Here is a 20,035-nt window from a genome sequence, read left to right as displayed (position 1 = left end):
CACTGCCTTGGCAGCGCGCTTCGTGTTGCGAGGGGGCGAATATTAGTGGACTACCGCCGTCTGCGCAAGCGCTTTCTTTAAAAAGATCGTCATTGCTTTCCAATGCGCCCGAATACCAACCGTGGCAACTGTCGCGGCGGGGACAACTTTGCGCAGGGAACTGTCCTAAGCTGCCAACCGGAGGGCGGCAAGAAGTCGACTCCTACTATGAAAAGACGCAGTTGAAGGAGACACCATGAATCAGTCCGTGGCCGCCGATCGCTCGCTAGTGACCGGTGCGACCGATATTCCGCTATCCGACGACACCATTCCCGCGTTATTGGCTCGCGCTGTCGAGGCAAATCCCGAAGGTGACGCTGTAGCCTTCCGCGAACAGGGAATTCGTTGGACATGGCGCCAGTTTGCCGATCAGGTCGACAGACTCGCCACCGGCTTGCTTGCGCACGGGATTGCCCGAGGCGACCGAGTGGGCATCTGGTCGCCAAACCGCGCCGAATGGCTGGTTACACAGTTTGCTACCGCCCGTATCGGCGCCATCCTCGTGAATATCAACCCGGCCTATCGGCAGGCCGAGCTCGAGTATGCGCTGAACAAGGCGTGCGTGAAGATGCTCATCACCGCCGCCAACTTCAAATCGAGTGACTATTTGCGGATGCTTCTTGCATTGGCGCCGGAACTCGCGCAGTGCGCACCTGGCCAGCTCCGCGCAGCGAGGCTGCAGCACCTTCGGTTCGTGGTGCGAATGGGAACTGAGCGCACCGACGGGATGCTCAGCTACAACGATCTCCTGAAAATCGCATCGCAAGCCGACCTCGACGCCATTTCGCGGCAATTGGATGCCCATGACCCGATCAACATTCAGTTCACGAGCGGAACGACGGGAAATCCCAAAGGCGCCACGCTTACGCACCACAACGTTGTCAACAACGGGCGCTTCGTTGCAATGGCAATGAAACTGGGCGCGTCCGACCGACTATGTATTCCCGTTCCGCTTTATCACTGTTTCGGCATGGTGCTTTCCGTACTGGCCTGCGTTTCGGTCGGGGCCTGCATGATTTTCCCGGGCGAAGCATTTGACCCACTGGCCACCATGCGCGCCGTGTCCGAAGAGCGTTGCACGGCGCTTCACGGGGTGCCGACGATGTTTATTGCCCAACTCGACCATCCCGATTTTGGGAAGTTCGACTTTTCCACATTACGCACCGGAATCATGGCCGGCGCACCATGCCCCATCGAGGTCATGAAGCGCGTCGTTACCGATATGCATATGGCGGAAGTGACGATTGCCTACGGCATGACCGAAACTAGCCCGGTTTCATTTCAAAGCGCCACGGACGATCCACTCCACAAGCGGGTTGCCACCGTGGGACGTGTGCAGCCGCATCTGGAATGCAAGATCGTCGACGCCACAGGTGAGATCGTGACACGCGGGGAAACCGGTGAGCTTTGTACGCGCGGCTATTCGGTGATGCTCGGATATTGGGACGACGACGCCCGCACGCGCGAAGCGATTCGTGACGGATGGATGCATACCGGCGATCTGGCCACCCTCGACAACGAGGGTTATTGCAACATCGTGGGTCGCGTGAAAGACATGCTGATTCGAGGTGGGGAGAACATCTACCCGCGTGAAATCGAGGAATTCCTGTTTCGCCACCCCAAAGTGCAGGCGATACAGGTGTTTGGCGTGCCCGATTCCAAATACGGCGAAGAGGTGTGCGCGTGGATCGTCCTCAAACCCGGCCAGCATGCTACGGAGGGCGAGATCCGCGATTTCTGCCGCGACCAGATCGCCCATTACAAGGTCCCGCGCTATATACGATTCGTGGAGGAGATGCCGATGACGGTAACCGGCAAGGTCCAGAAGTTCGTGATGCGCGACACCATGATTCACGATCTGGGCTTATCGCCCGCTGAAACGGCCTGACCCGGGGCAGCAAAAAATGACCATTCGAATCGTCAGGCTCGGGGAGCCGCGTGAAGAACACGAAGGGTTGCGCCTCGGTACGGTGCGCCGTCCGCCGCGCGGAGTGCCGAAGGCAGAGTTTGCAAGCCGAGATTTTTATGACGTCTGGTATCCGGTCCTGTCCCCTTCGGCCGAGTTGGTCGCCCAGGCGCAGTCCGCGAAAGACGAGAAGGCCTGGCGCGCATTCGAAAAGCATTTTCGCGCCGAGATGGCGCAGCCAGACCCAAACCGCACGCTTGACCTGCTCGCTGCGTTTTCGCACCAGACAAACTTTTCGCTCGGTTGTTATTGCGAGGACGAAGCCCGCTGCCATCGCTTAATCCTGCGAGCACTACTGGCGGAACGCGGCGCCGATATCGCCTGAGACATGCAGGCTATGATGCGAAGCTTCGCCGCGGACGTTGCGGCGAAGCCTCCTAACAGCCTCTCCTACGTCGATGGCATTGAACTTCGTCTGGCTCGGATTCTTCCTGGTTTCCTTTGTAGCCGCCTGCGTGCGGCTTATTGGCGGCGATACCACGGTATTTCCCGCCATGCTGACGTCTCTTTTCGACAGTTCGCGCACTGCGTTCGAGATCTCGCTTGGACTCGTCGGCGTAATGAGCCTATGGATCGGCATTATGCGCATTGGCGAACGCGCAGGTGTCATCGACCTGTTTGCACGCTGCGTCAATCCACTATTGCGCCACTTCTTCCCCGGGGTACCAGCTGGCCACCCGGCCCAGGGCGCGATGATGATGAACGTTTCCGCCAATATGCTGGGGCTCGATAACGCGGCTACCCCACTCGGTCTGACAGCCATGCGCGAGCTCCAGACACTGAACCGTCAACCCGCTACGGCCACGAATGCGCAGATTATGTTCATCGTGCTGAATACCGCCGGCTTGACGTTGATTCCGACCTCGGTAATTGCCATCCGCCAGGCGATGGCAGTCAAGCAGGGGTTGGTGAATTTCAATGCGGCGGATATTTTCCTGCCAACCTTGCTGGCAACCGGTGCATCGTGCCTGGCCGGCCTGCTCGCGGTAGCGTGGGTGCAGCGGCTCAATCTCTTCAAACTTCCCGTGCTTGCGGCTTTTTCCGTGATGTGTGCGGCGGTGGGCGGCCTGTTTGTCTGGCTGCGGCACGCGCCGCCCGATCAGGTCAGCCAATTGGCCGCCCTGGCAGGAAGCGGATTCCTTCTCTCGTTGATTATTTTGTTTCTGGTCTGCGGCGCCATCCGCGGGGTGAATGTTTACGACGCCTTCATAGACGGTGCAAAGGAAGGCTTCGGCGTTGCCGTACAGATCATTCCGTATCTAGTCGCAATTCTCGTGGCCATCGGACTGTTTCGCGCCAGCGGTTGCATGGATGTGGTCCTGCGCGGCCTGACCTCCGCCTTTACCTGGCTGGGTGTGGACACCGCATTCGTTCCAGCCCTGCCGGTGGGGTTGATGAAGATCCTCTCAGGCGCGGGCGCGCGCGGATTAATGGTGGACATCATGGCGACCTATGGCGTCGATTCCTTTCAGGCCCGGCTGGCCGCGATCATCCAGGGATCCACGGAAACCACGTTCTATGTGCTCGCCGTCTATTTCGGCAGCGTTAATGTGCGCAATACACGCCATGCGCTCGCGTGTGCGCTATTCGCGGATGGTGTCGGATTGATATCGGCGGTGTGGATTGGATACCTGTTCCGGTGACTTGTTGTACGACGACAACATCAATGCGCGCTTTCCAATACATTTATATGCGCAGCACTTGGTGCGTCGCAGCAAGTCGTGTATATTGAAGTCTGTCTCCTCCACCACCTCGGTGGATTCCAACCCGCGCACAACCTGCGCGGGTTTTTTTTACCCAAAATTTGCGGAATCGTCGCAGAGAGCGGCGGTTTTGGTTTCAAACACCTCACGAATAGGGCACCTGCCCCGTTCCGCACCCGCATTCTCCCTTCTGGTGCAACGGGGCACCGGTGAGGCGCAAAACAACGGTTTCGGTCGCCATTGTTGCAATGCAGCAATGGTCAATCTAGAGTGCTATCGGTACTCACCCTGAGACCTCAGGTCTCGCACTCTTCACCATGCGCCGCGCCCCGCGCTCCCTTCGTTATTGCCCCGACTCTGCAGCAACCCGCCGGGGCATCGTCTACGCGCTCTCCTTCTTCGCGCTGGCCGGCACCGCCTGGCTGACCTCCGACGCCGGCTACCTGTGGTCCGCCACGGCATCAATTTGGACATGCCTGGCCGACCGACAAGGCACGGCGGCTTCGCGCATTCGCGCGCTCGGCACCGTGGGTGTCGGCGGTGCGCTTGCCAGCATGCTTGGGGCGAGCCTGTCGGCGTCGCCGCTGACCGCGCTGGCCGTCGTAATCGCCGCGGGACTGGTTGCGGGACTGGCAGAGATCCGGGGTCCGGCGGCTGCGCTGTGCGCCAAGCTGCTTTACGTGGTGCTTATCGCGGCATGCCTGCAGCCGACGCTCAGTGCATCGACGCCGGCTCATGTCTGGATGGCCGGCGTTGACTTCCTGCGCGGCGGACTGTTTGCGTGTCTGGTGAGTCTTGTGCTGATTCCCTCGCAGCGCGATACGCGACCGCGTATGGAAATCATCGCCGTCTACAGCGTGCTCCTGCGGTTTGCGCAATGTCTCGCCACGTCGCCCACGCAGGACACCGCGGCCTACAAGCAGGAAATCCGGCTACGCATCGAAACCGCGCGTGCGGCCGTCATCGCCCGCCGCGGCATGTTCGATCCCATCGGCCTGCTCCACTACGCCTATGCGGTGCACGTTGCGGACGCAATCTTTGGCCTGCTGATCGTCGCAGGCGAACTGCGCGACCGTGCCGGCTGCAGCACCGGACACGGCTTGCCGCTGGCCTATACCGCGCGGTGCCTGGCCGACACGCTAGAGCAAGTTCAACAGGCGCTTGCCCCGCATGCGCCGGATTTACCGGCACTCAGCGCGATGCTGGGCGCGGATCTGCGGCGCCTCGTCGCCCAGCGCGCCAACGCGAGCGCGCCGCCCACCTATCAGTCCGCGCTGGCGGCGCTGGCGAAGCAGCCATCCTTCGATCGCTGGCGCGACACCTTTGTCTGGCCAAGTAGCGGCCTTGCGCGCATGGTGGACCGGCTTGGTCACGCATTGGCCGATGTGGCGGCGCGCGACGCACGGGTGTCGCGCCACGCCATACGCCTGGCGTTGGCTGGCGCGCTCAGCCTCCTGCCGTCGCAACTGCTCCAGGCTGATCATGGCTACTGGGTCGCAGTCACCGTGATCATGGTGCTCAGTCCACGCTTGCAAACCACGCGACAAATCTCGTTCCACCGGTTTGCAGGCTCCCTCGCCGGTGCGCTGCTGGCGTGCGCCATCGGCCTTGCCCACCTCACGCCCACGCTTGCGCTTGGCATCAGCACCTTGTTCCTCGCCGGGGCCTATGCATTGCGGTTGGCAGGCAATGCGGGCGGCTTTGCGTTTTGTTTGACGCCGGCTGTCATCCTGTTCTCGTGGCTGGGGGAGCCCGCGTCCAGCAGCAGCCATGTCGCAGCCTTGCGCGGGCTCGATACGGCAATCGGCTGCCTGATCGCGCTGGCTAGCTACTATGTGCTGGCGCCGCGCGCCGAATTGTCCCGCGCCTTCCGTCATAGTCTCGATGCCCTGGCCGTCAACGCGGTGTATCTGCGCGCGTCGTTCAGTGCGGCACGGGCAATTTCCCCGTCACATGCGCGACTTGAGGCGTTACGCATTTCTGCCGGTCGTGCTTCCACGCAAGCCGAGATGACATTGGCACAATGTGCGGAAGAGCTCGATCCCGGCCTTGCCAGCAGCCACAACGCCTTGCTCATCCTGACCCGGAAGATGGCGTCACTGGCCGGCCTGGTGCGGGCAGCGGTCGAATCGGGCGAACACCCTTCAAGCCCCGGAGCGGCGATCCAGGCGTTGCTCGTCGACCTTGAGGCGCGGCTGGCCGAAGTCGCCGTGCGGCCGGGCAGTACCGGCGTTACCACCGTAGTCGCACCCCTTCGCCTCACGCCGCTCACACCGGACAACGCTCCGCTCGAGCACTTTCTGGCGGAACAAGCCGTCTACGCCGATTCCCATATCGATACGGCGCACCGGACGGTCGCTGCGTTACGCACCCTCGCGGCAAGGCAGGCAGCGGCCAACCGCGGGCGTCTTACCGGCTTGCGCGCCGGCTAGACTCAGGGCAAGCGGCCAGGAGGTCTTGTCGACATACAGCTGCTGCGCCTTGCCGGATGGCGGCGATTGCCTATATTGAAGGGATATTCGCCGTTTCCCCGTTCCGGCAAGACGAGGTGCGCCATGGTCGATATCACCTTTCCCAACAGCAATCCCACCTACTGTGGCGCCAGCCTGACACTGTCGTGTCCGGCCACCGTCAACGGCAATCGGTCCCAGTATTCAGTCACCGCGGAAGCTCTGGAGGCGTATTGCGGGGCACGTTCCGCGCGTGAGGAGGATCTGGTCCACGCGTTCACGAACAATCGCACGCGCATCGAACAGCTCGCTGAAACCATGTTCGAGCTGACCGAAGCGCGCGAGATCGTCCTGCGCGGCGGTCATTTCCGCTTTGCAGGCTGACATCGGCAAGCGAGTCCAGGGTAGCCCGAGACCGATCGGCCGGCGCCTGCTTCAGGCGTCGGTTTCCCGGCCGCGCACCAGCAACACCGGCATCGTAGACTGACGAATCACCGCTTCCGCGACGCTGCCCAGCACCAGCCGCCGCACGCCGCGGCGGCCATGCGTGCCGATCACCAGCAGATCGCCGCCCCATTCCTTCGCTGCGGCGTTGATCGAACCGGCGATATCGCCGATCACGGCCGGCTCCGTCACCAGTCTGGTTTCGAACTTCACGTTTGCTGCGCCGAGCACTTGCCCTGCCGCTTCGAGCGATTTCTTGCCACTGTCCACATAGGCGCGCTCGATCTGCGATGGATCATAGAAGCCGGCGTCGAACAGCATCACGCCGTTATCGACCACGTAGAGAGCCAGGACCGTGGCGCCGCTGCCGCTGGCCACGCGGATCGCTTCCTGCAGGGCGAGATCCGAAGTGCTGCTGCCATCCACTGCCACCACGATCTTGCTGTAAGTGTTGCTCGCCATTTCCAATGCCCTCCGGTAGAAGATTGAAGCTCGATACTACACATGACGCCGGCCTCACGTCGTGAGCCGATTCTCAAAAATCCTCCGGAGCAGAGCGCCATTAAATTGACCGACCGGTCGGTTTATATATATAGTATCCGCACCGCTACACCCCCAAATGCCATACAGCCTCGACAGGCCGCCCCGTCCAGACAGACGAAAAGCCAAGGAGACGTGATGTACACACAGAGCCTAGACCTGCCAGGCCAGACCCCTGCCGCGTTGGCGTCGGTCGATACCCCGGACGAACGTCAGGCGGCCTTCGATGCGCGCATGGCCGAAGACGCCAAGATCGAGCCGATGGATTGGATGCCTGACGCTTATCGCAAGACGCTGGTCCGCCAGATCTCGCAACACGCCCACTCGGAAATCATTGGCATGCAGCCCGAGGGCAACTGGATCAGCCGTGCCCCTTCGCTCAAGCGCAAGGCGATCCTGCTGGCCAAGGTGCAGGACGAAGGCGGCCATGGTCTGTACCTGTACAGCGCGGCCGAAACGCTCAATGCGTCGCGCGATGACCTCGTCGATGCGCTGCACGCCGGCCGCGCCAAGTATTCGTCGATCTTCAATTATCCGACCCTGACATGGGCCGACGTGGGCGTGATCGGCTGGCTTGTCGACGGCGCGGCGATCATGAACCAGATCCCGCTGTGCCGGTGTTCGTATGGGCCCTATGCGCGCGCGATGATCCGCATCTGCAAGGAAGAGTCGTTTCATCAGCGCCAGGGCTTCGACGCGTTGCTGGCGATGATGCGCGGCACGCAGGCCCAGCGCGACATGGTGCAGGACGCCGTGAATCGCTGGTGGTTTCCGGTGCTGATGATGTTCGGTCCGCCCGATGCGGCATCGACCAACAGCGCGCAGACCATGGCCTGGGGAATCAAGCGCATTTCGAACGACGACCTGCGTCAAAAATTCGTCGACGCCACGGTGGAACAGGCCAAGGTGCTGGGCGTGACGCTGCCCGATCCAGGCCTGGTCTGGAATGCCGAGCGCGGGCACTACGACTACAGCCCGCTCGACTGGGACGAATTCTGGCGCGTGATCAATGGCGACGGCCCGTGCAATCGGGAACGCCTGGCCACGCGCGTAAAGGCGCACGAGGACGGCGCCTGGGTGCGCGACGCCGCGCTGGCGCACGCCCGCAAGCGCGCACGGCGCGACGCATCGGCCAAGGCCGCATAAGCCGCAGGAGAACCACCATGACACAACAAAGGGAATGGCCGCTGTGGGAAGTCTTTGTCCGCAGCAAGCAGGGCCTGGAACACAAGCACTGCGGCAGCCTGCATGCGGCGGACGCGCAGCAGGCGCTCCATATGGCGCGCGACGTGTACACGCGCCGGCAGGAAGGCGTGTCGATCTGGGTGGTGCCGTCGTCGGCCATTACCGCCAGCGCGCCGGCCGAAAAGTCCGAGCTGTTCGATCCCGCAGCCGACAAGATCTACCGGCATCCCACGTTCTACCAGCTTCCAGACGAAGTCAATCACATGTAAGGCCGCGCACCATGACGCAACCGATCGATGCCCGCGACGACGCACTTCACGACGCGATCGCCAGCCTGCCGCTGGCCCGCACCGCGCCGCTGCAATACGTGCTGCGGCTGGCGGACAACGCGCTGGTCCTCGGACAACGCAATGCCGAATGGTGCGGACACGGCCCGGCGCTCGAGGAAGATATCGCCATGGCCAATATCAGCCTCGACCTGATCGGCCAGGCGCGCCTGCTCTACGGCCACGCGGGCGTGCTCGAAGGCCGCCTGACGGGCCGCGAGCGTCACGAAGACGACTACGCGTACTTTCGCAACGAGCGCGATTTCCGTAACTGGACGCTGCAGGAACTGCCGCATCACGGCGCCCTGGCCGGCACCGCGCGTGCGGACCGTGACTATGCGGTGACGATCATGCGCAATTTCCTGTACAGCGCGTTGATGGCCGAGTTGTGGCCCGCGCTCGAACACAGCAGCGATCCGCAGCTTGCGGCCATCGCGGCCAAGTCGGCAAAGGAAGTGCGCTACCACCTTCGCCATGCGGCCGACTGGGTGGTGCGCCTGGGCGACGGCACCGACGAATCGCACGACCGCATGCAACGCGCGCTCGATCATCTGCTTCCCTACATGAACGAATGCTTCGCCGCCGACGACGTGGAACGCGAGGCCGCCGCGCAGGGCGTTTGCGTGCCGACGGCCGATCTGCGCGACGTCTGGGAAACAACGCTCGACGCCACGCTCGAAGACGCCACGCTGCAGCGGCCGGCGCCAAGCGCCTTTGTCTCGACGGGCAAGCACGGATTGCATTCCGAGCACATGAGCTATCTGCTGGCCGAAATGCAAAGCCTCGCGCGGGCTCATCCTGGCGCCCAATGGTGACCGCCATGAATCGCGCACCGGCCTGCACCCCGGCATCGGCTGCTGGAGCGTCGCCAGCTTCGCCGTTTGCGCCGACCTTTGCGCCCACTGCGCCCACTGCCGCACCTACTTCTGCGCAGACTGGCCCACGATCGCATCCGGCCGCCACGGCGACGCCGCAGGACCGGATCGCGCGCGCTTGGCAGGTACTGGAGGCCGTGCCGGATCCCGAAATCCCCGTCGTGTCGATCCGCGATCTTGGCATCTTGCGCGACCTGACGATTGCCGCCGATGGCGTCACCATCGAAGCCATCATCACCCCGACCTATTCCGGATGTCCCGCGATGTCGCAGATCGAGGAAGACGTTGGCGCGGCGCTCGCCGCGGCGGCGCTTGCGCCATATCGCGTGCGCACCGTGCTGGCGCCCGCCTGGACCACCGACTGGATTACCGAAGCCGGCCGCGCCCGGCTGCGCGCCTACGGCATCGCACCGCCACAGCAGTGCGCCGCCCCCGCCGCCCCCGCCGCCCATGCCGATCGCGGGCGTCCGCTGCGCTTTGTGCCGCGCGCGGCCGTCGCAGCCGAATCGGTCGCATGCCCGCGTTGCGGCAGCGTTCACACACAGGAGCTGTCGCGTTTTGCGTCCACCGCTTGCAAGGCGCTCTATCGCTGCCTCGACTGCCGCGAGCCGTTTGATTACTTCAAACCCTATTGAGCCCGACGGACCATGACCCCACAGTTCCATCCGCTGCGCGTGGCGCACATTCGTCCGGAAACTTCCGATACGGTATCGATCGCGTTCGACGTGCCGGACGACCTGCGCGACGCCTACCGTTTCACGCAGGGCCAGTTCCTCACGTTGAAGGCCCCGGTCGACGGCAAGGACGTCCGCCGGTCCTATTCAATCTGCTGCGGCGTGCAGGACTACGACCAGCGCGGCGAGCTGCGGGTGGCGGTCAAGCTGGTCGACGACGGCGTGTTCTCGACGTGGATCCACGACCATGTGTCGGTGGGCCAGATGCTCGATGTGATGACGCCGGACGGCCGCTTCCATGTGCCGCTGGACCCGGACGCGGCGCGCCATTACGTGGCGTTTGCCGCCGGCAGCGGCATCACGCCGGTGCTGTCGCTGATCCGCACCACGCTGGCCGTCGAGCCGAACAGCCGTTTCACGCTGGTCTACGGTAACCGCAGCGTCGACACCATCATCTTTTCCGAAGCGCTCGAAGATCTGAAGAACCAGTATCTGTCGCGCTTCACGCTTTATCACGTGCTGTCGCGGCAGCCGCAGGAAGTGGATCTGCTGCACGGCCGGCTGGACCGGGAGCGCGTCGCCGCCTTCCTGCAAACCCTGCTGCCGGTGGACGATATCGACGCCGCTTTCGTCTGCGGCCCCGCTTCGATGATCGATGAGGTGGAAGGCGCGCTGAAAGACGCCGGCGTCGACCCGCACAAGATTCACGCCGAGCGCTTCGGCGTGCCGACCGGCCAGCCGCGGCCCGCCGCGCCCGTGCACACGGACCTGGCCGGCACCGCGGAACTGGTGGTGGTGCTGGACGGCAAGCAGCACAAGATGCGCCTGCCGCTGGCCGACGCCAACGTGCTGGACACCGCGCTGGCCGCGGGGCTCGACCTGCCTTACGCCTGCAAGGGCGGGGTCTGCTGCACCTGCCGCGCCAAGGTCCTGGAAGGCAAGGTAGAAATGGAGAAGAACTACACGCTGGAGCCGTGGGAAATGGAGAAGGGCTTCGTGCTGACCTGTCAGGCGCGCGCGTTGACCCCGCGCGTGGTGGTTAGCTACGACGAACGATAGTCCGTGGGGCACGGCCTTGCGGCAGTCCCGCAAGGGTGTCAAGCCGCATCGCACCGCTATGGCGGGAACCCCACATGTCGGACAGGCGCCGATGTCCGATGAACCGCATGCCGTGATTACAATGGCGGAACACGCTTCATGCGTCGCATCGCCCTGCCAGGCGACCGCCTGCCGGCGGTGCTGGCGGCCGCGACCGACGGTCCGGGACCCGTCGCACCCTATACAATCACGGTCATGCAATATATCCATGTCGTCAACGGCGATGTCGCGGGCAACACGCTGCGCCAGGCGCTGGCCCAAGCGGCCCGGCCCGATCCGGTGGTGGTCCTGCGCGACGACCTTGCCGTCGGTCCGATCGCCGATATCGACAGCACCGGCCTGATTCGCTCCGGATTCTGGCAGCGGGTGGCGCCGCATTCGGACATCGACTTCGCGGCCGAAATGCGCCAGGCGCTGGACCAGTTCCAGCAACTGCGCCGCGACGATATGGAAGTGGCGATCTGGCACGGTCAGAGTGCGTCGGATCAACTGATGCTGCGTCGTGTCGTGTTCCATCTCTACCAGACGCCCCAACGCATCAACGAAGTGGCGATGGACCTGCGCGAGCTGGAAACGCCGGCGCATGGGAGCCTCACCGCCATCGGCATGTATCCGGCCTCCCGCCTCGCGCGCCGCTTTTCGACGATCGCGCCGGTGTCGGTGCTGCGGCTGGGCCGGCTCGGGTACGAGTGGCAACAGAACGTGAAGGAAAATGCCGACGTGCGCCTGTGGAAGGGCAACACGCTGGTGCCGGCCGCCTACCACAACGTGGACGATGTCATCCTCGAACGTGCGCCCGCGGACTGGACGCCGGCGGCGCAGGTGGTGGGCAGCGTGATGGGGGCCGTGGAAGGCCTTCTGACCAGCGACTGGTTCGTTTTCTGGCGCTGCCGCGAGTTGGTCAGCACTGGCCAGCTGGTGCTGCGCGGCAACCCGGAAAGCCTCGAATCCTGCGAAATCCGTCGCAATCATCTCTCCGCCAGCGCGGGGTGATACCCCAGCAGTTTCAACAGGCGGACCGATCCGACCCTTATGGCCAGAACCAAAGCGCCCGACTTCGAGGCGCAACGCGAGCAGATCCTTGACCTGGCGGCCGCTGCATTCGCCGCCACGAGCTATCCGAGCACCTCGATGTCCGACCTCGCCGCAGCTTGCGGCACGTCGAAGGCGCGGCTCTATCACTACTACGAAAGCAAGGAAGCGATTCTTTTCGATCTGCTGGACCGCTATACGCGGCAGCTGATGCAGATCGTCCTCGACGTGGAGTCGGCGGGCGAGCGGCAGGGCCGCAGCCATCGCGATACCTTCGGGCACCTGCTTCGCGCTTTTCTGGCCGAATACGAAACCTCGCAGACGCGCCATATCGCGCTGATCAACGACGTGAAGTTCCTGGCCGACGAGCAGCGCGATCAGATTCTGATGCGCGAGCGCGATGTGGTGGCCGCGTTCTCGCGCCTGCTGCGCCTGGCATACCCGGATCGCGTCACACACGACAATCAGACCGCGTTGACCATGACCGTCTTCGGCATGATCAACTGGACGTTCACCTGGCTAAAGCCGGGCGGCAAGCTGTCCTACGCGCAGTTTGCCGACATGGTGGTCGATCTCCTCGAACATGGCCTGGCGCCCGGCAAGCCCGGCGCCGCACGCTAGGACCACTCCGCCTCTTCGCGCTTCTGGCGCTGTTCCCGGTCCTGCCGGAACATCTCCTCGAGCTCGTCGCGCGCCTGCTTGGCCAGCGAGACCAACTTCTTCTGGTCCTTGTAGAACGGGTAGAAGCGGTCGATCCCCTGGATGTTGTGGCGGCGAAAGCGCAGCGCCACGCTGCGCGCCTCGACACGGTCGAAGCCGAGCCCTTCCAGCACGCGGCGGCCCAGCATCAGCGAGCCTTCGAACATCTCGCGTTCGTAGTTCTCGATACCCCGGTCCTTGAGCTGGTAGACATGGGACACGTGCCGCGCGCGCGTGTAGATCTTCAGGTCCGGCCAGCGGTGGCGCACCTTGTCGATCAGCGCGAGGTTGTCGTCCATGTCCTCGATCGACACGATCAGGATCTTCGCCTCGCCAGCGCCCGCGGCTTCGAGCAGGTCGATGCGCGTGGCGTCGCCATAGAAAATCTTGAAGCCGTACTGGCGCAGAAATTCGATCTGATCCGGATCATGGTCGAGCACCGTCACGCCGATGCCCTGTGCATAGAGCAAGCGCCCGATGATCTGGCCGAAACGGCCGAATCCGGCAATGATCACAGGGTTGTGTTGGTTGGTAATCTCATCGTCGGGACGCTGCGACATCGCGTTCAGGCGCGTCGCCAGCAGGCGGTCGAACAGCAGCAGCAACAGCGGCGTGGCCACCATCGACAGCGCCACGATCAGCACCAGCAGCGCCTCCGTTTCCGGTGGCAGCAGCCCCACGGTCCGGGCTTCGGAGAACACCACGAATGCAAACTCGCCGCCTTGCGAAATCAGCAGCCCGAACAGCAGCCATTGTCCGCGCGCGACGCCAAAGCGCCGCGCCAGCAGCGTCAGCACCAATGTCTTGATCAGCACGAAGGCTGCCACCAGGCCAAGCACCTTGCCCGGCGCCTGCGCCAGAATGCCAAAGTCGATCGACATCCCCACGGCCATGAAGAACAGTCCGAGCAGCAGGCCCTTGAAGGGCTCGATATCTGCCTCCAGCGCGTGGCGGTATTCGGAATCGGCCAGCAGCACACCGGCCACGAACGTGCCGAGGGCCATCGACAAACCCACCGCGTCCATCATCAGCGCGATGCCCACAACCAAAAGCAGCGCAAACGCCGTGAACATCTCGCGCATGCCCGTGCGGGCGATGATGCGCAGCGCGGGCCGCACCAGATAACGACCCCCGACCACCACGGCGCCGATCACGGCCACCGCCTTGCCGGCGGTCTGCCAGTTCTCGGGGCCATGCGCGGCCGCGCCCACCGCATCGGCCCCGAGCAACGGCAGCAGCGCGATCATCGGGATCGCCGCAATATCCTGGAACAGCAGGATGCCGAAGCTGGCCGCGCCAGCGCCCGTGTTCATCAGATTGCGCTCGGCCAGCGTGGCAAAGGCGATTGCCGTCGAGGAAAGCGCCAACCCGAGACCGGCCACCAGCGCGATCTGCCACGGCGCGCCAAACAGCGCGGCGGCGATGCCGATGGCCAGTGCACAAGCCACCATCTGCGCGGACCCGTATCCGAAGATCGACTTGCGCAGCGCCTTGAGCTTGCGCGGCTCGAGTTCGAGGCCGATCACGAACATCATGAGCACCACGCCGAACTCGGAAAAATGGAGAATCGATTCGACGTTGGTGACCAGTCGCAGCGCAAACGGACCGATCGCCGCGCCGGCAATCAGGTAACCAAGCACAGCGCCCAGCTGGAAGCGTCGCGCCACCGGAACGGCCACCACCGCCGCCACCAGAAATACCAGTAGCGCGATCAGGAAATCATGCTGATTCACGACGCATCCTCCTCGGCCGCCTCGGTCGCTGGCCATTCCTGCGTCTCGGGGGGCAACGGCGGCGGCGTCAGGTGCCGCGCCACATGCTCGATGTGCCGCGCCACGGCGTCGGTGTCGGCGTTATCGGCATCGTGCAGGACCACTGGCGGCAGCCACGTCATGCCGCACAGCAGCGCGGTCTGTTCGAGCGGCAGCAGGAAGTCTTCGATCGGGTGGCCGTGCGCGCCATCGGGACCGTAGGCGTCGGCATGGCCGCCGGCGCTGGCCACCGCCAGCATCGACTTGCCCCGCAGCGCCGTGCCGCCCGGCCCGTATGCCCAGCCGCTTTCCAGCACGTCGTCCAGCCAGAGCTTCATCAGCGCCGGCACGCTGTACCAGCGCACCGGGAACTGCAGCACAACGGTTTCAGCGGTGGACAGCAGGCGCTGCTCGGCGACGACGTCGATGTCGTAATCGACGTAGAGCCGGTAAAGCTCGCGCACCTCGACGTGCGGCAAGGCGGCCAGCGCCTCGGCAAGCGGATGATTGACGCGCGAGCGTCGCGGCGTGGGGTGCGCATAGATCACAACAATCGGTGGCTCGTTCATGTAGGAAGCTAATGGGTGAGTCAGAAAGGAGACCACCAAAACCGTGCGGCGTTGCAGCAAATCCACAGCCGGGGTCGCTGTGATGTGTGCATTATTCCGCCAAACTATTGAATCGATTGAATTTTTTCCGGCACGTCGATGCCGGGAGCCGGTTTGTCCACGGCAATACTTACGCCAGACTGACAATTCCACTACAATACTTTTCGCGTTGCAGCAACCTAGTGTTTGCCCGCACCCTGTCCGGATCCGGCATTTTGCATCACAACGATGGCAGGCCGATCATCACGACAGTGCTATTTTTATATTGATCCCAAAGAAGGAAACCAAGTGAACCCGCTCGAACTGAGCAAGGCCGTCGGCGCCGTTACCGACGAAGATCTGCGCCGAGCCGCCGAGGCAAGCCAGGCTGTCCAACGCCACACCATTCTGGTGCGGGAGTTGGCAGCCCACCATCGCTCGCGGCTGCTGAAGCATTTTCTCGCCCTCGGCGAGGAGGATCGCCTGCTCCGTTTTGGCCAGTCCGTGGGCGATCACGTGATCGAAGCGTACGTGGAAAGCATCGATTTCGACCACGACAGCGTCTTCGGCGTGTACGACGAACACCTGGAGCTGGCCGGCGTCGGCCACTTCGCCAACCTGCGCGACAACGCCCAGGGCCGCGTGGCGGAGTTCGGCGTGTCGGTTTCCAAGAGCGCGCGCGGCCGCGGCGTCGGCAGCGCCCTGTTCCAGCGCGCCGCCATGCACGGCCGCAACAGCAACGTCCGCACCTTGTACATGCACTGCCTCTCGCGCAATGCCGCGATGATGCACATCGCCAAGAAGGCCGGCATGAAGGTCCAGTACGCGTATGGCGAGGCCGATGCGTACCTTGAACTGCCGCCCGCAGACACCGTTAGCCGCCTGACCGAAGCCATCGACGAGCAGGTTGCGGATCTGGATTACCTGATGCGCCGCAATCTGCGCGATGCGCGACGCTTCGGCCTGCGCTTCTGGCGCTCGCTGGTGCCGCAAAAGGGCACCGCCTGACCAACGCTGGCAGTTCCAACGAAAACGGCGCACCGCATAGGTGCGCCGTTTTGCTTTCCGGCTCCCGTTGGCTCCCGTCAGCCGCCGTCGCCTGCTGCCTGCCCGTCAGGCGCCGTTGCCGACCGGCAGTGCCGTGGTGTCCTTGATCGATTCCAGCGCGAAGCTCGACCGCACGTCGATGACCGACGGATGCGCCAGCAACTGCTCCTGCATGAATCGCGCGAAGTGCTCCATGTCTTCGACATAGACCTTGAGCAGCAAGTCCATTTCGCCGGTCATGGCGTGGCACGCCGCCACCTCGGGCCACGTCTGGATCGCCGCACGGAACAAGTCCAACGGCGCCTTGCCCTTGGGCGTGCCGCCCTGCTTTTCCAGCCGCACATTGATATAGGCCAGCAGGCCAAGCCCGATCTTGTAGGGTTCCAGCAGCGCCGCGTACTGGCGGATCACGCCGATTTCCTCGAGCCGACGAATCCGGCGCAGGCAAGGGCTTGGCGACAGGTTCACGCGCTCCGCAACTTCCAGGTTGGTCAACCGCCCGTTGGTCTGCAGGACCTCGAGAATTTTTCGGTCGATCTTGTCCAGCTCCACCTTGCTCACGTTTTTGTTGCTCCGCAATAAGTTTGTCAGCAATTTTTTTGCGCAAATTTATCAAGTCGTGCACAACTCCGCAATTTATTTCATCTAGAGACGGGTGTGGCGACGGAATGCAGCGGACGCATGCATCACGTTGCACAGGCAAGGATGGTGCCAGCCCCAATAAAAAACGCGGCCCGAAAGCCGCGTTCTGTTTGCGAGTGGATCCCCGCGCCGCCGTAGTGACTGCGGCTGAGTTGGCGATCAGTGGCCGACTCAGTTGCCGCTCGGCGAGGGCACGGCGGGCGTCGATGCGCCGTCCGGACCGCGACGATGCATGCGGTCACCACGCTCCTTGTGCATCTTCTCCATGCCGGCCTGGATCTCGGCCATGGTCACCTTTCCGTCGCGGTTGGCGTCCAGCTTGTCGAAGCGATCGGCCATGCGCGGGAACGCCGCCTTGAACTCGTCGCGCGTCAGCGCACCGTCGTTATTCTTGTCCGCTGCCTTGAACTTGGCTTCGAATTCGGCCTTCATCTCGGTGCGGCGTTGCTCCCACATCGTCTTGCGGTAGGCCGCCATTTCCGACTTGTCGAGCTTGCCGTCGTGATTGCTGTCGATCTTGTTGAACAGCGCGTCGAATTCCGCCTTCGAGACCGAGCCGTCGTTGTCGGTGTCGACCGACTTCAGCCAGCCCATGCCATGTTCGCCCCGTTCACCCGGACCGCCCATATGATGGTGCGGCCCCGGCATGCCGGCTTTCGGTGCCGGCGTGGGCGCTGGCGCCGCGGTCTGGGCGAAGGCGCCGCCCACCATCAGGAAAGCGGCCGAAGCTGCGATAAAGCTCTTGAAGATCTGCGACTTGTGATTGCGTTGCATGTCTGTGCTCCTTTTCATCACGTTGGGCATGTACGGATTAGAACGCAGGCAACCGCTCAAAGTTGGCACTTTTAATACGATGTTACGGGGCTCACAGATTCGACTTGGGGCGTAAACATGCGCAAGACAGTCAAATATTGCGCAACGGTTTGCAACACACGTTTCGTCGATTGGATCATTGTTTCGGCGGAAGATTCTCGCCAATCGGACGCGGCTGCCCCTGCTGCGCGGGCTGGAATTGCTGCTGCGGCTGGCCATTCGGCGCCGGAAAGCCCGGCGGCTCGTCATGCTGCGCCGTGTCGGGATTGCTGGCGACCGGCGGCGGCGCGGCTTGCACCGGCGCCGGCATGGGCGTCGACAAAGGCGCGGCCGCGCCCGCAGGCGGCGTGGCCGGCAACGCGCCAGGGCGCGCCAGCGAGACAGCGTTCTGCAACGGCAGCGCGATTTCCTGACGCACGCCGTTTCGTTCAATCACGATATTGCGGCCGTGGATTTCCTTGAGCCGGATTTGCGGCGACAGCGACGCGCCCGCGCGCACTGCCTTCGGCGGCCCCCCGTCGAGCGAGAGGATGGCCGCGGCCGGGCCGACGCCGTCCAGATCCGCCACCACGCCGATCAACTGCACGTCGCGTACGCCGGCCTGCGCGCTGCCGCCGAACAACGTGGCAACGGCCCCGGTTTCGACCGCATCGGTCTGGGCCACGCGCGCGGATTTCGGCACGGGGATCGTGCGCATGGCGCTGAACACCAGAAACCAATGGGTGACCAGCGCGCACAGCGCCACAAACAACACGAGGCTGGCCACGCGCGGCAGCCAGGCGGCGGAAAGATCGAAGCGAAAAGCGGGCCGAATCAGGGTGGGCACGGACGGGTACGCCAGGCGGCTTGAACAAGGATCGCCTAGCGTACCAGACGCATGCGTCGATTGTCTGTCAGTCGCGCCACCCCGCGGCGATACCGATCAGAGCAGATCGTCGAGCAGGTCGGGACCGAACACTTCGCGGTGGATATGACTGACCGGAATGCCGGCGGAAATCAGCGCCCGGCGCTGCGCCTGCATGAAGCCGATCGGGCCGCACAGGTAGAACTGCGCGTCGTTGAACCCGGCGGTCCGCTCGGCCTTCAGCAAGGCGTCGATCGGCATCTCGCCGGCGTGGTCGAAATCGCGGCCGGCCACGTCGTCGGCCTGGGGCGTTTGGTAACTGACATGCGTATGAAGGTTGGGCATCCGCTCGCGCGCCCAGGCAACGTCGCGGCGATGCGCGTGATGGCCGCCATGGCGCGCGGCGTGGGCGAACAGCACCGGGCGATGCGGATTTTCACGCGCCAGTGTACGCAGCACCGACACCATCGGCGTCACGCCAATGCCTGCCGACATCAGCACGATAGGGCGCCGATCATCGAGACTGGGCGCGAATTCCCCCCACGGCGTGCTGACTTTGAGCGTGGCGCCCACATGGGCGTTGTCGTGCAGCCAGTTCGACACCGCGCCGGCCGGCGTCTGCGCATTGCCGGCCTCGCGCTTGACCGATATGCGCCACGTCGGCAGGCCGCGCTCCTGCGACAGCGAGTACTGACGCAACTGGCGATGGCCGTCGGCAAAGATTGCCTCGACGCTGATGTACTGCCCCGGCTTGAAGTCCCGCAGCGGCGATCCGTCGTCGGCCGCTAGCGACAGCGCCACTACTTGTTCGCTCTCCTGTTCGCGATTGACCACCCGCACGCGCAGCAACTGGCCGGCGGCCACGCCATGGCGCTCGTAAAGCCGCGCCTCGGCGGCAATCAGGTCGCCGGCCAGCAGCCAGTACGCTTCATCCCAGGCGGCTAGCAGCGGCGGCGTGGCGGCTTGGCCCAGCACCGCGGCGATCGCTTCGAGCAGGTATTTGCCGACGATCGGATAGTGCGCCGGCGTCAGTCCCACGGCCACGTGCTTGTGGACGATGCGCTCGATCACCGGGGCCAGCGCATCGGCGCGGTCGATATTGGCGGCGTAAGCGAACACGGCCGAAGCGAGCGATTGCTGCTGCGATCCATTGGCCTGGTTGCCCATATTGAACAGTTGCTTCAGTTCCGGGCGCGCGGCGAACATTTCCCGGTAGAAATGCGTCGTGATGGCAAGACCGTGCTCGCGCAGCACGGGTACGCTGGCATCGATGTAGGGGCGGGAAGCAGCGGACAACATGAATGAAACTCCTGTTTTAAT

Annotated in this window: 20 protein-coding genes; 13 read left to right on the top strand and 7 right to left on the bottom strand. The window is 63.7% G+C overall.

Annotated elements, in window-relative coordinates; translation table 11 throughout:
• Positions 1–235: 235 nt before the first annotated feature.
• The 5 genes from AC1RKI_RS26350 (at position 236) to AC1RKI_RS26330 (ending at position 6,542) form a co-directional block, all read left to right on the top strand.
• Positions 236–1,927 (top strand): AMP-binding protein, encoded by a 1,692-nt coding sequence (locus AC1RKI_RS26350; protein ID WP_492797827.1) that lies wholly within the window; start codon positions 236–238, stop codon positions 1,925–1,927.
• 16 nt (positions 1,928–1,943) lie between these two features.
• Positions 1,944–2,330, top strand: coding sequence for a DUF488 domain-containing protein (locus AC1RKI_RS26345; protein ID WP_061953657.1), 387 nt, complete (start codon positions 1,944–1,946; stop codon positions 2,328–2,330).
• A gap of 73 nt (positions 2,331–2,403) precedes the next feature.
• Positions 2,404–3,648 (top strand): nucleoside recognition domain-containing protein, encoded by a 1,245-nt coding sequence (locus AC1RKI_RS26340; protein WP_492797829.1) that lies wholly within the window; start codon positions 2,404–2,406, stop codon positions 3,646–3,648.
• Positions 3,649–4,025: 377 nt separating this feature from the next.
• Positions 4,026–6,140 (top strand): FUSC family protein, encoded by a 2,115-nt coding sequence (locus AC1RKI_RS26335; protein ID WP_492797831.1) that lies wholly within the window; start codon positions 4,026–4,028, stop codon positions 6,138–6,140.
• Between the two features lie 123 nt (positions 6,141–6,263).
• Positions 6,264–6,542: a DUF1488 family protein gene (locus AC1RKI_RS26330; protein ID WP_061953651.1), complete on the top strand. Its 279-nt coding sequence runs from the start codon at positions 6,264–6,266 to the stop codon at positions 6,540–6,542.
• Between the two features lie 51 nt (positions 6,543–6,593).
• On the opposite strand, the gene AC1RKI_RS26325 is transcribed toward AC1RKI_RS26330, so the two are convergent.
• Positions 6,594–7,064, bottom strand: a complete 471-nt coding sequence (locus AC1RKI_RS26325) for a universal stress protein (RefSeq protein WP_150982518.1) — start codon at positions 7,062–7,064, stop codon at positions 6,594–6,596.
• Positions 7,065–7,280: 216 nt separating this feature from the next.
• On the opposite strand from AC1RKI_RS26325, the gene paaA reads away from it, so the two are divergent.
• The 7 genes from paaA to AC1RKI_RS26290 all read left to right on the top strand — a co-directional run bounded on the left by paaA (position 7,281) and on the right by AC1RKI_RS26290 (position 12,953).
• Complete coding sequence (paaA, locus tag AC1RKI_RS26320; protein WP_061953647.1) at positions 7,281–8,288, top strand: 1,2-phenylacetyl-CoA epoxidase subunit PaaA; 1,008 nt, start codon at positions 7,281–7,283, stop codon at positions 8,286–8,288.
• 17 nt (positions 8,289–8,305) lie between these two features.
• On the top strand, positions 8,306–8,596 hold the full coding sequence (gene paaB, locus AC1RKI_RS26315; RefSeq protein ID WP_061953645.1) for a 1,2-phenylacetyl-CoA epoxidase subunit PaaB: 291 nt from the start codon (positions 8,306–8,308) through the stop codon (positions 8,594–8,596).
• A gap of 11 nt (positions 8,597–8,607) precedes the next feature.
• Positions 8,608–9,468, top strand: coding sequence for a 1,2-phenylacetyl-CoA epoxidase subunit PaaC (gene paaC / locus AC1RKI_RS26310; protein WP_492797835.1), 861 nt, complete (start codon positions 8,608–8,610; stop codon positions 9,466–9,468).
• A 5-nt stretch (positions 9,469–9,473) separates the two neighbouring features.
• Complete coding sequence (gene paaD, locus AC1RKI_RS26305; RefSeq protein WP_492797837.1) at positions 9,474–10,163, top strand: 1,2-phenylacetyl-CoA epoxidase subunit PaaD; 690 nt, start codon at positions 9,474–9,476, stop codon at positions 10,161–10,163.
• 12 nt (positions 10,164–10,175) lie between these two features.
• Positions 10,176–11,261 (top strand): 1,2-phenylacetyl-CoA epoxidase subunit PaaE, encoded by a 1,086-nt coding sequence (gene paaE, locus AC1RKI_RS26300; protein ID WP_341249250.1) that lies wholly within the window; start codon positions 10,176–10,178, stop codon positions 11,259–11,261.
• Between the two features lie 234 nt (positions 11,262–11,495).
• Entirely contained in the window at positions 11,496–12,293 is a 798-nt protein-coding gene (locus AC1RKI_RS26295) for a DUF1835 domain-containing protein (protein WP_061953671.1), read from the top strand.
• A gap of 39 nt (positions 12,294–12,332) precedes the next feature.
• Entirely contained in the window at positions 12,333–12,953 is a 621-nt protein-coding gene (locus tag AC1RKI_RS26290; RefSeq protein ID WP_150982524.1) for a TetR/AcrR family transcriptional regulator, read from the top strand.
• Here AC1RKI_RS26290 and kefC read toward each other — a convergent pair.
• Together kefC and kefF are read right to left on the bottom strand one after the other, a co-directional pair.
• Positions 12,950–14,764, bottom strand: a complete 1,815-nt coding sequence (gene kefC / locus AC1RKI_RS26285) for a glutathione-regulated potassium-efflux system protein KefC (RefSeq protein WP_150982525.1) — start codon at positions 14,762–14,764, stop codon at positions 12,950–12,952. The two genes, AC1RKI_RS26290 and kefC, sit on opposite strands and share 4 nt — an antisense overlap.
• Positions 14,761–15,351, bottom strand: a complete 591-nt coding sequence (gene kefF, locus AC1RKI_RS26280; protein WP_200898987.1) for a glutathione-regulated potassium-efflux system oxidoreductase KefF — start codon at positions 15,349–15,351, stop codon at positions 14,761–14,763. Before kefF ends, kefC begins: the two co-directional genes overlap by 4 nt.
• A 327-nt stretch (positions 15,352–15,678) precedes the next feature.
• Here kefF and AC1RKI_RS26275 point away from each other — a divergent pair, with 327 nt between their 5' ends.
• Positions 15,679–16,377 carry a GNAT family N-acetyltransferase gene (locus tag AC1RKI_RS26275; protein ID WP_061953633.1) on the top strand — a complete coding sequence of 233 codons (699 nt, stop codon included), beginning with the start codon at positions 15,679–15,681 and terminating at the stop codon, positions 16,375–16,377.
• A gap of 105 nt (positions 16,378–16,482) precedes the next feature.
• Here AC1RKI_RS26275 and AC1RKI_RS26270 read toward each other — a convergent pair whose 3' ends face one another.
• The 4 genes from AC1RKI_RS26270 to hmpA all read right to left on the bottom strand — a co-directional run bounded on the left by AC1RKI_RS26270 (position 16,483) and on the right by hmpA (position 20,014).
• The gene (locus AC1RKI_RS26270; RefSeq protein WP_061953669.1) at positions 16,483–16,977 is read right to left on the bottom strand and encodes an Lrp/AsnC family transcriptional regulator; all 495 of its coding nucleotides are present in this window, start codon (positions 16,975–16,977) and stop codon (positions 16,483–16,485) included.
• Positions 16,978–17,229: 252 nt separating this feature from the next.
• Positions 17,230–17,832: an EF-hand domain-containing protein gene (locus tag AC1RKI_RS26265; protein ID WP_492797841.1), complete on the bottom strand. Its 603-nt coding sequence runs from the start codon at positions 17,830–17,832 to the stop codon at positions 17,230–17,232.
• 175 nt (positions 17,833–18,007) lie between these two features.
• Positions 18,008–18,697 (bottom strand): general secretion pathway protein, encoded by a 690-nt coding sequence (locus AC1RKI_RS26260; RefSeq protein WP_227458804.1) that lies wholly within the window; start codon positions 18,695–18,697, stop codon positions 18,008–18,010.
• 96 nt (positions 18,698–18,793) lie between these two features.
• Complete coding sequence (gene hmpA / locus AC1RKI_RS26255; protein WP_492797843.1) at positions 18,794–20,014, bottom strand: NO-inducible flavohemoprotein; 1,221 nt, start codon at positions 20,012–20,014, stop codon at positions 18,794–18,796.
• Positions 20,015–20,035 lie beyond the last annotated feature (21 nt).

Source organism: Cupriavidus sp. GW822-FHT06G04 (genome assembly GCF_058799075.1).
This window is presented reverse-complemented; position numbering and strand designations above follow the sequence as displayed.